Source organism: Streptomyces sp. BBFR2 (genome assembly GCF_044497305.1).
In the GTDB taxonomy this organism is placed as follows: domain Bacteria; phylum Actinomycetota; class Actinomycetes; order Streptomycetales; family Streptomycetaceae; genus Streptomyces.
Window position 1 is genome coordinate 1,765,393 of record NZ_CP172415.1, and the last position, 12,870, is coordinate 1,778,262.

At 70.5% G+C, this 12,870-nt stretch carries 12 protein-coding genes; 9 read left to right on the forward strand and 3 right to left on the reverse strand.

The window, feature by feature from the left end; translation table 11 throughout:
• Positions 1-376: 376 nt before the first annotated feature.
• The 8 genes from ACGH2B_RS06300 (at position 377) to ACGH2B_RS06335 (ending at position 10,871) form a co-directional block, all read left to right on the forward strand.
• On the forward strand, positions 377-4,219 hold the full coding sequence (locus tag ACGH2B_RS06300; RefSeq protein ID WP_399085336.1) for a nitrate- and nitrite sensing domain-containing protein: 3,843 nt from the start codon (positions 377-379) through the stop codon (positions 4,217-4,219).
• Positions 4,220-4,228: 9 nt separating this feature from the next.
• Positions 4,229-4,642 carry a roadblock/LC7 domain-containing protein gene (locus ACGH2B_RS06305; protein WP_359040928.1) on the forward strand — a complete coding sequence of 138 codons (414 nt, stop codon included), beginning with the start codon at positions 4,229-4,231 and terminating at the stop codon, positions 4,640-4,642.
• Between the two features lie 94 nt (positions 4,643-4,736).
• The gene (locus ACGH2B_RS06310; protein WP_399085339.1) at positions 4,737-5,144 is read left to right on the forward strand and encodes a DUF742 domain-containing protein; all 408 of its coding nucleotides are present in this window, start codon (positions 4,737-4,739) and stop codon (positions 5,142-5,144) included.
• A complete protein-coding gene (locus tag ACGH2B_RS06315; RefSeq protein WP_399085342.1) occupies positions 5,125-5,721 on the forward strand; it encodes a GTP-binding protein in 597 nt (198 codons plus the stop codon). Before ACGH2B_RS06310 ends, ACGH2B_RS06315 begins: the two co-directional genes overlap by 20 nt.
• Positions 5,722-6,094: 373 nt before the next feature.
• Positions 6,095-9,187 (forward strand): nitrate- and nitrite sensing domain-containing protein, encoded by a 3,093-nt coding sequence (locus ACGH2B_RS06320; protein WP_399085345.1) that lies wholly within the window; start codon positions 6,095-6,097, stop codon positions 9,185-9,187.
• A gap of 10 nt (positions 9,188-9,197) precedes the next feature.
• Positions 9,198-9,611 (forward strand): roadblock/LC7 domain-containing protein, encoded by a 414-nt coding sequence (locus ACGH2B_RS06325; protein ID WP_359040930.1) that lies wholly within the window; start codon positions 9,198-9,200, stop codon positions 9,609-9,611.
• A gap of 86 nt (positions 9,612-9,697) precedes the next feature.
• The gene (locus tag ACGH2B_RS06330; protein WP_399085348.1) at positions 9,698-10,312 is read left to right on the forward strand and encodes a DUF742 domain-containing protein; all 615 of its coding nucleotides are present in this window, start codon (positions 9,698-9,700) and stop codon (positions 10,310-10,312) included.
• The gene (locus tag ACGH2B_RS06335) at positions 10,293-10,871 is read left to right on the forward strand and encodes an ATP/GTP-binding protein (protein ID WP_073447656.1); all 579 of its coding nucleotides are present in this window, start codon (positions 10,293-10,295) and stop codon (positions 10,869-10,871) included. The genes ACGH2B_RS06330 and ACGH2B_RS06335 overlap by 20 nt, the downstream gene beginning before the upstream one ends.
• 92 nt (positions 10,872-10,963) lie before the next feature.
• On the opposite strand, the gene ACGH2B_RS06340 is transcribed toward ACGH2B_RS06335, so the two are convergent.
• From ACGH2B_RS06340 to ACGH2B_RS06350, 3 genes are all read right to left on the reverse strand, one after another.
• A complete protein-coding gene (locus tag ACGH2B_RS06340) occupies positions 10,964-11,164 on the reverse strand; it encodes a DUF397 domain-containing protein (protein WP_399085351.1) in 201 nt (66 codons plus the stop codon).
• Positions 11,165-11,227: 63 nt separating this feature from the next.
• Positions 11,228-11,428: a DUF397 domain-containing protein gene (locus tag ACGH2B_RS06345; protein ID WP_399085353.1), complete on the reverse strand. Its 201-nt coding sequence runs from the start codon at positions 11,426-11,428 to the stop codon at positions 11,228-11,230.
• Complete coding sequence (locus ACGH2B_RS06350) at positions 11,425-12,291, reverse strand: helix-turn-helix domain-containing protein (protein WP_399085355.1); 867 nt, start codon at positions 12,289-12,291, stop codon at positions 11,425-11,427. Before ACGH2B_RS06350 ends, ACGH2B_RS06345 begins: the two co-directional genes overlap by 4 nt.
• Positions 12,292-12,453: 162 nt before the next feature.
• On the opposite strand from ACGH2B_RS06350, the gene ACGH2B_RS06355 reads away from it, so the two are divergent.
• Positions 12,454-12,786, forward strand: coding sequence for a hypothetical protein (locus ACGH2B_RS06355; protein ID WP_399085358.1), 333 nt, complete (start codon positions 12,454-12,456; stop codon positions 12,784-12,786).
• The last annotated feature ends 84 nt before the right edge of the window (positions 12,787-12,870 follow it).

Here is a 12,870-nt window from a genome sequence, read left to right on the forward strand (position 1 = left end):
TGGGCTTCATTTCGCCGCTGATCACCGCACCTGGGACAGCGGAGCGATCGAAGCGGTTCGAGGTTAAAAGTCCGTTATCGACCATGGATCCCTCTACGTGTCGTGACGTGGCCCGCACCGTGTGTCACCCATGTCCCGGCGGGCGGTTCCGCTCTTGTTGGAGATCCGGCACTGTGCTGGAATTCCACGGACCGCCGCATGTATCAACCGGCGCGCAGAGCGCGATGTGGCGCAGCGCGGTGGAGCTGCTCTCTCGGCCAGAGGGGGAAGTCCGCCGGTCAATTCACGACCGCACGGGGGACTTGCGGTCCCCCACGACTCGACACCGTCCCGCCGCTCGCGCGGGGGGACGCCTGGTCCAGAGGTTGCGACGCTAGTGCAGGGACGTTTCAAGAGGGATGGCACGGAGCCTTCCCAGGCCCGCCAGGGCCGGGAAGCTGCGGCGGAGCCGGAGCCGCGCGGCGGGACCGACCGCGCCTCCTCTCCCCAGCGTGCCCAGGGAGGCGGTCCGGCGGGCGCCCCGGTGCCGTCCGACCGGAACGGCGGCGACGCCGACCGGGGAACGGCCAAGGAGCAGTCGGGCCCCGGTGGTCCCGGCTCCCGGGTCTCGTTGCGCAACTGGCGCATCAGCACCCGGTTGATCTCCCTGCTCGCACTGCCCGTGGTCGCCGCGACCTCGCTGGGCGCCATCCGTATCCAGGACTCGATGGAGAACATCGAGCAACTGGACAAGATGAAGATGCTCACCGACATGACGCGGCAGGCCACCGAGCTGGCCGACGCGCTCCAGGTCGAGCGGGACAAGTCGGCGGGCCCGCTGGCCGGTTCGGGCAACGTCAAGGACGACGCCAACGTCGTCGCGCCGCGGGAGGCCACCGACCGCGCGCGGATCGCGTTCGACCAGGACAGCGGCAACATCCAGGGCGTCGACGCCAACATGACCGGTGTGCGGGCGACGGTCCTGGAGATCGGCCGCCAGCTCAACACCCTCAACGAGATCCGCAGCAGCGCCTACAAGGACGACGGCAACGCGGCGCGCACCATCAGCAACTACAACCAGTTGATCGAGTCGCTGCTCTCCCTCTCCCAGGACATGGCGCAGGCGACAAGCAACCCGGAGATGATCCGGTCGACCCGTGCGCTGGCCGCGTTCTCCTCGGCCAAGGAGTACGCGTCGATGCAGCGTGCTCTGGTCAGCGCCGGCCTCGCGCACAAGGGCGGCCCCCAGCTCTCCGCCAACGACCGGCTCGCCGGCCGTACCGCCGAGGACGACGAGAAGGCGGCCCGTGACCGCTTCTCGCAGATCTACGCGGGCAACTCCGGCACCCTCACCCGCGGGCTGGACGGCAACAACGACGAGATCAAGGCGGCGGTCGCCTTCGCGCACCGCGCCTTCGCCAGCGGCAGCGGCATCCGGAGCCAGGAGTACAAGTACCTGGACTGGTACGACTCCGACACCGTCAAGATCGAAGAGATGTCCCGGATCGAGACATCGCTGCTGACCGAGATGGAGCAGAAGTCCCGCGAGCTGCGCAACGCGGCGACGCAGGAAGCGATCATCAACGGTGCGCTGATCTTCCTCGTCCTCGGTGTCTCGCTGGTCGGCGCGTTCGTCGTGGCGCGGTCCATGGTCCGCTCGCTGCGCCGGCTCCAGGACACCGCGCAGAAGGTGGCCCAGGAGCGGCTTCCGGAGCTGGTCAAGCAGCTCTCCGACACCGACCCGCAGGACGTCGACACCTCCGTCGAGTCGGTCGGTGTGCACAGCCGGGACGAGATCGGCCGGGTGGCCGCGGCCTTCGACGACGTGCACCGCGAGGCGGTCCGGCTGGCGTCCGAGCAGGCGCTGCTGCGGGGCAACGTCAACGCGATGTTCACCAACCTCTCGCGCCGCTCCCAGGGTCTGATTCAGCGTCAGCTCTCGCTCATCTCCGAGCTGGAGTCCCGCGAGGCCGACCCGGACCAGCTCTCCTCCCTCTTCAAGCTCGACCACCTCGCCACGCGTATGCGGCGTAACGGCGAGAACCTCCTCGTTCTCGCCGGTGAGGAGCCGGGCCGCCGCTGGACGCGTCCGGTGCCGCTGGTCGACGTGCTCCGCGCCGCCGCCTCCGAGGTGGAGCAGTACGAGCGCATCGAGCTGAGCTCCGTACCGCAGACCGAGGTCGCCGGGCGCGTCGTCAACGACCTCGTCCACCTGCTCGCGGAGCTGCTGGAGAACGCGACGTCGTTCTCCTCCCCGCAGACCAAGGTGAAGGTGACCGGTCACGCACTGCCCGACGGGCGGGTGCTGGTCGAGATCCACGACACCGGTATCGGTCTCTCCCCCGAGGACCTGTCGTCCATCAACGAGCGGCTGGCCAGCCCGCCGACCGTGGACGTCTCGGTCTCCCGCCGGATGGGTCTGTTCGTGGTCGGCCGCCTGTCGCTGCGCCACGGCATCCGGATCCAGCTTCGGCCCTCCGACTCCGGCGGTACGACCGCGCTGGTCATGCTGCCCGTCGACGTCGCGCAGGGCGGCAAGAAGCCCGCGCCGTCCACCGCGAAGGGCCAGGCGCCCGAGGGCGGTACGGGCTCCGGCCCCGGTACGGGTTCCGGCGGCGGCTCCGGCTCCGGCGGTACGAGCCGTCTCGCGGGGCTCCAGCCGCGCGGGCAGGTCGGTTCGGGTCCCGGCGGCACCGGGCGGCCCGCGCTGCCGGGTCGCGGCGGTCCCGGGCGCACCGCGCCCGGTGGCCTCGGCGGACCGGGCGGCTTCGGCGGGCCGGTGCCCTCCGGCGGCCCCGCTCCGCAGCCGCCCGCGGCTCCCGACGCCTCACGCTCCGGCGCACGGGCGGCGAACGCCCCCTCCGACGGCGGCCGTCCCGCACTGCCCACCCGTAACGTCAACCGCGGTGAGGCACCCGCCGCCGATGCGACGCCGACGGTGGCGCCGCCCACCGGCGCCCCGGAGCGTGCCGCGCGTCCGCAACTGCCGGCCCGCGGCCCGGCCGCGGAGCTGGGCGCCTCCCCCGCCGAGCCGTCCGCCCCGGCCGCCGACTCCCCGCAGCCGGGCACCAGTTGGGGCGTGCGCCGGGACCGCGGCGCGACCGACGACTGGCCGCTGGCGCCCCGCCCGAACCAGGACGCCCCGCGCGGCCACGAGGAGCCGGAGACCACCGGTACCTTCGAGCGCCCGGCGGCGCCGGAGACCACGGGCACGTTCGAGCGCCCCGCCGCGCCGGAGACGACGGGCACCTTCCCGCATCCGGCGGCGCCCGAGACGACGGGCACGTTCGAGCGGCCGGTTTCCCCCGAGACCTCGGGTGCCTTCCCGCGTCCGACGGCCCCGGAGACCACGGGCACGTTCGAGCGGCCGGCCTCTCCCGAGACCACCGGCGCGTTCGAGCGGCCGGTGCCGGAGGCGACCGGCGGGCCCGGTGACACCACGGCCTTCACCCGTCCCGACTTCAACGGTCCGCCGCCCGGGGGCGACGCCCCCGCGCCCGGCGACACCGGTCAGTTCCCGCTGTCCGGCGGCCCCGCCGCTCCGGAGCGGTTCGGGCAGACCCCGTCGGGTCTTCCGGTGCGGGACGCCGGTGCGGGACGGTCCGAGGCCGCCGCGCCGCGGGAGACCGGTGCCCCGTCGCAGGCGGGCAGCCTCTTCGGCTCCGCCCCGGAGGCGCCGCACACCACCGGCCAGGTCCCGGCGCAGCCGGAGCCCGCGCCCCGGGCCGCGCCGTCGGAGGACTGGCTGGGCGACGCGTCGCCCGCCGGTTCCGGTGACGGACGGACGCCGATCTTCGACACCATCGAGTCGGACTGGTTCCAGACCCCGGCGGCGGCCGCCGCCGGAGTGCCGCCGCAGGCCCCCGCCGAGGCGCCGCATCCGCAGCGGGCTCCCGAGCCCGCGGACGCCCTGGGCGACACCCCGGCCGGCGGCTTCGACACCACCGGCTGGCGCAATTCGCCGAACGACGAGACGTGGCGGCAGGCGGAGCAGATCCGTCAGCCCGCGGCCGGCGGGGTGACCACGTCGGGGCTGCCCCGCCGGGTGCCGCGCGCCAACCTCGTCGCCGGTACCGCACAGCAGCAGCCCGCCCAGAGCGGTCCGCAGGTCTCGCGCGCCCCCAGCGACGTGCGCGGCCGGCTGACCAGTCTTCGCCGGGGTATCCAGCAGGGCCGGCAGGCCGGTGGCGACACCGGGCAGCACGGCACCGTGGACCCCACTCACCAGCAGGAGCGTTAGTTGAGTCCGATGAGCCAGGCGGCGCAGAACCTGAACTGGTTGATCACCAACTTCGTGGACAACACCCCCGGTGTCTCCCACACGGTCGTGGTCTCCGCGGACGGTCTCCTCCTCGCCATGTCCGAAGGCTTCCCACGGGACCGAGCCGACCAACTGGCAGCAGTGGCCTCCGGCCTCACCTCGCTGACCTCCGGCGCCTCCCGCATCTTCGAAGGCGGCAACGTCAACCAAACCGTCGTGGAGATGGAACGCGGCTTCCTCTTCATCATGTCCGTCTCCGACGGATCCTCCCTCGCCGTCCTCGCCCACCCCGAATGCGACATCGGCCTCGTCGGCTACGAAATGGCCCTCCTGGTCGACCGCGCAGGCAACGTCCTCACCCCCGACCTACGCGCCGAACTCCAAGGCAGCCTGTTGCACTGAACCGCCGTAGTACCTGTCCCGTACACCGCCGAGCAGCCACCGGCCCAACCCGACGGCTGTCCCGCACAAGACAGCCGTTTCGCCCGGAGGACCCATGACCCCGCCACCCACGTCGGACCCCTACGATTCCTACAGTCAGGCGTCGTACGGCGGCGAAGGCGACCAGCCCCTGGTGCGTCCCTACGCCATGACGGGCGGCCGCACCCGGCCGCGCTACCAGCTCGCCATCGAGGCGCTGGTCAGCACCACGGCCGATCCGTCCCAGGTACCCGGCCTGCTGCCGGAGCACCAGCGGATCTGCCACCTGTGCCGTGAGGTCAAGTCGGTCGCCGAGGTCTCCGCGCTGCTGCACATACCGCTGGGGGTGGCGCGCATTCTCGTCGCCGACCTGGCGGAGGCCGGGATGGTGGCGATCCATCAGCCGGGTGGCAGCGGTGAGGCCGGCGGTACGCCGGACGTGACGCTGCTGGAGAGGGTGCTCAGTGGACTTCGCAAGCTCTGACGCCGCGTTCGGGGAAGGCGCCCCGGCCCGTTCGACCACCTCGGCGAAGATCGTGGTGGCGGGCGGTTTCGGCGTGGGCAAGACGACCTTCGTCGGGGCCGTCTCGGAGATCAACCCGCTGCGTACGGAGGCCGTGATGACCTCCGCGTCGGCGGGGATCGACGACCTCAGCCACGTCCAGGACAAGACGACGACGACCGTGGCGATGGACTTCGGCCGCATCACCCTGGACCAGGACCTGATCCTCTACCTCTTCGGTACGCCGGGTCAGGACCGCTTCTGGTTCATGTGGGACGACCTCGTACGCGGCGCCATCGGCGCCGTCGTCCTCGTCGACACCCGCCGCCTCGCCGACTGCTTCCCCGCCGTCGACTACTTCGAGAACTCCGGCCTCCCCTTCGTCATCGCCCTCAACGGATTCGAGGGGCAGCAGCCCCATACGCCCGAAGAGGTCCGGGAGGCGCTGCAGATCGGGCCGGGTACGCCGATCATCACGACCGACGCGCGGCAGCGCGGCGAGGCGAAGAGCGCGCTGATCACGCTCGTCGAGCACGCGCTCATGGCGCGCCTGCGCTGACGCCGGGTCCGTCCGGAGACTCTCCGGACGGGCCCGCCCGCGCGGCGTGGTGCCCAGGTGTGCCGGCGGTTGCGTCATGAGTTGTGGCATTGAACACGCCGTCGATTGTGTTCATAACGTTTCGGCAGGCAATTGTCTCGCCACAAACACACCATGCGCACATCTGGCTCCACTGCGCACACAGTTCCCCCGCATTTTGCCGGAGCTCGCCCTTAACGCCCCTTTTATCTGAGGTCCCTCCGTACTCCCTCAAGCTTTGCTCAGTGTTTGGAAGGCACCCGTCCGACGTGCTGAAATTCGCTGAACTCCGAAGGAGAGACGCCCAGAAGAAACGGCACAGCACGACGTGCCGCGCCGAGAGGTTGTTGGTCGAGTGAGGCGAAGCAAGGCGAGCCCCGAGCCGAGGGAGGCCCGGCGGGGCAACTTCACCCCGCCGTCGCGCGGTACCGGCCCGGCTCCCGGGGCGCCCGAGACCACGCCCGCGCCACCCGTTTCCGGTGGGAAGCCGTACTCCCCGCGCAACTGGCGGGTGGCGACCCGCCTCAACGCCATTCTGCTGATCCCCGTCCTCCTCGCGCTGGTCTTCGGCGGGCTGCGGGTCAACACCTCCTTCGCCACCTGGCAGGAGGCGCAGGACGCCGAGAGCACCGCGAAGCTCGTCCGCGCCGCCCTCACCTACGGCAACGCGCTCATCGACGAGCGGGACCGCACCGCCGAACCCCTGCTGAACGGCAAGAAGGACGATCCGGCCGTCGACGAGGCGCGCGCCGCCACCGACCGGGCCGGCGCCGACTTCCGCGCCGCCGCGGCGTCCATGCCGGACAAACCGGGCCTCAAGCGCCGCCTTGCCGCGTTCACCACCGCCGAGAAGGGCCTCGGCGCCCTGCGCGGCTCCGCGTACACCTCGGCGCTGCCCGGCGTACGCACCGAAGAGGGGTACGTCGCCATCCAGCACCCGCTGATGGAGTTCGCCAACGAGCTGGGCCTGGGCACCGGCAACATCACCTCCTACGGCCGCACCGTCTACGCCCTCTCGCTCGCCAAGGCCGCCGCGTCGCTGGAGCGCTCGATCGGCGTCCACCTTCTCGTCGACCCGGCCACCGGCGCCGCGTACAAGCGGCAGCTCACCGCCTTCGCGTCGTACCGCTACCTGGAGACCATCGCCATCGGCGAGTACACCTCCGGCGGCACCCCCGAGGACGTCGAGCGGCTGAGGACGGACACCGCCGCGCTCAAGAAGTCCGTCAAGGAGAAGAGCGCGAAGGCCCGGCGGGAGGCCGCGGCGGCCGGACGGCCGTTCCGTGCTTCCCCCTCTCCGGACGCCATGGCCACCGCGATCGGTTCCGGTGCCTCGCCGCAGGAACTGGCGGGCCGGGGTGTCACGCCCGACGCCTGGTTCACGGCGGCGACCGGCGGCTTCGACATGTACCGGTCCATCGAGAAGGACCTCGCGGACAAGGCGGTCGCCGAGGCCGCGCAGATCTCCGCCGACGCCAGGCGCACCACGATCACGGACGCCGCCGTCGTGCTGGCCGCCCTGATCGCCGCCTTCCTGGTGGCCGGTCTGATGGCGCGCCGGATGAGCCGCGACATGCGGGCGCTGCGGACCGCGGCGTTCTCCATCGCCGAGCAGAAGCTGCCGATGCTCGTCGATCAGCTCTCGCGCGCCGAGCCGGGCCGGGTCGACACCCGGGTGCAGCCGATCCCGATCGCGACGACGGACGAGATCGGCGAGGTCGCCCGCGCCTTCGACCAGGTGCACCGCGAGGCGGTGCGGCTCGCGTCCGAGCAGGCGATGCTGCGCGGCAACGTCAACGCGATCTTCACCAACCTCTCGCGCCGCAACCAGGGCCTCATCGAGCGCCAACTGACGCTCATCACCGAGCTGGAGAACAACGAGGCGGACCCGGACCAACTGGAGAGCCTCTTCCGGATGGACCACCTCGCCACCCGCATGCGGCGCAACGGCGAGAACCTCCTCATCCTCGCGGGCGAGGAGCCGGGCCGCCGCTGGAACCAGCCGGTCCCCCTCGTCGACGTGCTGCGCGCGGCCACCTCCGAGGTCGAGTCGTACGAGCGCATCGAGCTGGCCGGGGTCGCGGAGAGCGAGATCCACGGTCAGGCCGTGACCGACCTCGTCCATCTGCTGTCGGAGCTGCTGGAGAACGCGACGACGTTCTCCTCGCCGCAGACCAAGGTGCGGGTCTCGGCGACCCGGATGTCCGACGGCCGCGTCATGGTCGAGATCCACGACAAGGGCATCGGGCTGACCGCCGAGGATTTCGCGGACATCAACCACAAGCTGGCGAACCCGCCGAGCGTGGATGCCGCGGTCTCCCAGCGCATGGGCCTGTTCGTGGTCGGCCGCCTCGCGGACCGGCACGGTATCCGCGTCCAGCTCCGCCCCTCGGGCGAGCAGGCGGGCACCACCTCGCTGGTGATGCTCCCCGACGCGATCACCCACGGCGGTGGCGGCAGCGGACAGTTCGAGGAGGACTTCACCGTCCCCCGGACCGCGCCCGGACAGCCGCCCGCGCCGCGACCCGCCACCCCGACCACCGGCGACACCGCGATCCCCACCCCCCACGCGGTGGAAGCCGGTCCGGACGGCGCGAGCCGTTCACTGCTGCGCGAGGAGCGCCGCGCGACCCTGGAGGAGACGCACGGCGTCCAACAGGCGGGCACGGACCCCCTGTTGGGCGGTGCGGCGCCGGACCTCTCCGGATACGCGGCGCAGTCCGGGCAGCAGGCATATGCGGAAGCCGATCAACCGCGGTACGACGACGGCGGGCCCGCCACCGCAGCATTCCGGCCGGTACCCGACCCGCACCCCGCGGACCAGCATCCGTACGCCGCTCCCGAAGCGCCTGTGAGCGGCGGCGGGTTCGAACCCGCCGCGTACGATGGGCACTTCGGGGTCGAAGCGGAATCTGACCGGAATACACCCGCCGCTCCCGCCCAGGCGTCCGAGCGCGTACCATTCGACCGTCCGGGCCCGGCCCCGAGCGACTCCCACTCGCTGACCGATGCCGGCCTTCCGCGCCGCGGAGGCCACACCGAGCAGGCGCAGCCTGTCCAGCAGGAGTGGGCCCAGCCCGGGGAATCGGCGGTGCCCCCGCAGCGGTGGGAGGCGTCGGATCAGGTCCTGGACGGCTCCGAATGGCGCAGCTCCAACGACGAACGGTGGGAGCGGGCGGAGCGGCTGCGTGAGCCCAAGGCTGGCGGGGTCACCTCGTCCGGCCTGCCGCGACGGGTGCCCAAGGCCAATTTGGTCGAGGGTTCGGCGGAGCAGAGCCCGCAGGGTGGCCCCCAGGTCTCCCGGGCCCCGGAGGACATCCGCGGCAGGCTGAGCAATCTGCGCCGCGGTGTCCAGCAGGGCCGCAGCGCGGGGGCGGACCGCTCGGATCACCCCCACAATGACCAACAGGGCTTCGGCCCCGGCAGCACCTACGATCAGGAGCGTTAGTGTGAGCCCGATGAGCCAGGCGGCGCAGAACCTGAACTGGTTGATCACCAACTTCGTGGACAACACCCCCGGTGTCTCCCACACGGTCGTGGTCTCCGCGGACGGTCTCCTCCTCGCCATGTCCGAAGGCTTCCCACGGGACCGAGCCGACCAACTGGCAGCAGTGGCCTCCGGCCTCACCTCGCTGACCTCCGGCGCCTCCCGCATCTTCGAAGGCGGCAACGTCAACCAAACCGTCGTGGAGATGGAACGCGGCTTCCTCTTCATCATGTCCGTCTCCGACGGATCCTCCCTCGCCGTCCTCGCCCACCCCGAATGCGACATCGGCCTCGTCGGCTACGAAATGGCCCTCCTGGTCGACCGCGCAGGCAACGTCCTCACCCCCGACCTACGCGCCGAACTCCAAGGCAGCCTGCTCAACTGACAGACAGGCAGTGCGTTTCCCGCCACCGGCCCATTAGGGTTCGAGGGCGCGACCGGCGTTCAGACAGGCAAGTTGGAGGAGGAGACGTGGCAACGCCCCCCGGTGGGTACCCGTACGGTCCCGGACAGCACTCCGGAGCCCAGGGCGAGACCCCGCAGAACCGCTTCAACTTCCCGTCCACGCCGAGCCGCCGGCCGCAGCGGTCCCAGCCGCCGCGGCAGCAGCAGCCCCAGCAGTCCCCGCCCCGCCCGTACGACTCCCAGCCGTACGAGCCGTCGGTGTACGAACCGCCGCAGACGCCGGGTATCCGGCCGGTGCGGCCGCAGGCGCCGGCGCCCGAGGCGCCCGCGGGCGGTGCGCACAATCCGTTGGTGCGCCCGTACGCCATGACCGGGGGCCGGACCAGGCCGCGCTACCAGCTCGCCATCGAGGCGCTGATCAGCACCACGGCCGATCCGTCCCAGCTACAGGGCCAGTTGCCGGAGCACCAGCGCATCTGCCACCTCTGCCGCGAGATCAAATCAGTTGCCGAGATCTCCGCGCTTCTCTCCATCCCCCTCGGCGTCGCCCGGATCCTCGTCGCCGACCTGGCGGAGGCCGGACTCGTCGCCATCCATCAGCCCGGCGGGGACGAGACCGCCGGCGGACAGCCAGATGTGACACTGCTCGAAAGGGTGCTCAGTGGACTTCGCAAGCTCTAGCGGTGCAGCCCGCTCCACCACCTCCGCGAAAATCGTGGTGGCGGGCGGCTTCGGCGTGGGTAAGACCACGTTCGTCGGGGCCGTTTCAGAGATCAACCCGCTGCGCACCGAAGCCGTCATGACCTCAGCGTCCGCGGGGATCGACGATCTCACGCACGCGCCGGACAAGACGACGACGACCGTGGCGATGGACTTCGGCCGCATCACCCTGGACCAGGACCTGATCCTCTACCTCTTCGGCACCCCCGGACAGGACCGCTTCTGGTTCATGTGGGACGACCTCGTACGCGGCGCCATCGGCGCCGTCGTCCTCGTCGACACCCGCCGCCTCGCCGACTGCTTCCCCGCCGTCGACTACTTCGAGAACAGCGGCCTCCCCTTCGTCATCGCCCTCAACGGATTCGACGGCCACCAGCCGTACACCCCGGACGAGGTCCGCGAGGCGCTCCAGATCGGCCCGGACGCCCCGATCATCACCACCGACGCCCGCCACCGCAGCGAGGCGAAGAGCGCGCTCATCACCCTCGTGGAGCACGCGCTCATGGCCCGGCTGCGGTAGCGCCTGGCGGCGCGGTTCTTCCGACGTACGGAAAGGCCCCCGGTCACCTGAGTACCAGGTGACCGGGGGCCTTCGCCGTGTCGGCGGCCGTCTCAGTCCTCGACGAAGTGGTCGAACTCGCCCGCCTTCACGCCGAGGATGAACGCCTTGAGGTTGGCGGGGGTGGTGGTGACGACCACCCCCGGGTCGTCGCTCTCACACAGCTTGATGGTGTCGCTGTCGGGGGCGGCGACATGGAGACAGTTGGCGCCCTGCCCGCTGAACGATGATTTCTGCCAGTCGTACGTGGACATGGTGTTCCTCCCAGAGGTTCTTTGCCATCAGAACACATCGTTGAGCCACGCAGGCCAGCAATCTCAGCCCTCGACGAAGTGGTCGAACTCGCCCGCCTTCACGCCGAGGATGAACGCCTTCAGGTTGGCGGGGGTGGTGGTGACGACCACCTCCGGGTCGTCGCTCTCGCACAGCTTGATCGTCTGACTGTCAGGAGCCGCCACATGGAGGCAGTTCGATCCCTGCGCACTGTACGAAGACTTCTGCCAGTTGTCCGGGGTCATGTTCTTTCCTTCAGTCCTTGCGCAATACGGCGGATCGAGCGACGAGACGATTCCGGCCCGAGAGCCCCGGATGCCATGCGGTCCCAAATGGCTCGGTAGGTCGCCAACTTGGCTTCCGCGTCAATGATCTCAGAGCCGTGGTCGGTGTCGAGCAGCACTGTATCCAGTTGCGTCACAGCTCCTTCGAGGTAGTCGAAGGGCTGCCCGGAGTTCGGCAGCGCTCCCGCGCCGAACGGGGTGAGCAAGAGAGTGACGTCCCCGCGTTCGCTCATCTCGATCAAGTACTCAAGCTGCTCATACATGACGGCAGGGCCACCGACCTCCATGTGCAGTGCAGCCTCGTGAAGGATTGCGGTGAGGGGCGTCGGCTTCTCCCCGTAGAGGACTGCCTGCCTCTTCAGTCGGTGCGAAACCCGGTGTTCCACCTCGTGTGGCGGGAAGCTGGGCACGTATGCGGCGAAGACCGCACGCGCGTATTGCGCAGTCTGGAGCAGCCCCGGTACGTAGAAGTTCGCAGCGATCCGAAACCCGGCCGCGTGATATTCCAGCTCAGCGATGTCCAGCATCTGATGAGGCAGGACCTCGCGGTACTCCTCCCACCAACCGCGTGTCCTGCCTCCGGTCATCCCGGCGAGAGCTTCGATCAGCCCCTGGTCCGTACAGCGGTAATGGTGTGCGAGCGTGCGCACCCGATCGGCACTGACCGCATAACGCCCGGTCTCGATATTGCTCATACGCCCTTGCGAGGCGCCGAGGAACGCGCCCGCTTCTGTCGCCGTCATGTCCGTCTGCTCGCGCAGCCTGCGCAGCTCGCGACCGAGCCGACGCTGCCGGGCCGTCGGCGGAACGGTCTTCGGTGCCATGAGAGCTCCCTCTGCTCTTTCTGTCTCGTGGTGCAGCGTCCCCCACACGGGCGGAACTGGAGTCCAATCCATCGAATCGATGGAGTGCACTCCATAGGCGCGCTACTTTATCCGTAAGGCCACTCTCCATCAGGGCTCCCAAACCCCTTCCCGGAGGAATCCATGACCACCGTATCGCCACAAAACAGCACCCCTGAGCCGCCCGTCGGCTCCCTCCACCCCGAACTCGCCGCCATGGCCAACGAGTTGGCGCCGCGTCTGTTCGCCGTTGTGCAGCAGTACCCCGTCGGGGGTGGGGAGTTCGACGGACGTATCGCCGCGTGGGGGTTGGCGTACGAGGACGGGGAGGCGGATGTGGTCAGTGCTGCCGGGCGGACGTATTTCAGTCTGCGGTCGCCGGAGAGTGCGGTGCGGTGGTTCGGGCGGCCCGCGCAGACGCAGGCGTGGCTGATCTGGCCGGGGGCGGAGGACGCTGCCGGGAAGCTGTCCGCCTGACGGTGGCGGGCGGGTCGTACCGCGCATGGCGAAGGACCTGGGGAGGAGCGTTCTCCCCAGGTCCTTCGTGGTGGGTGGTCAGCC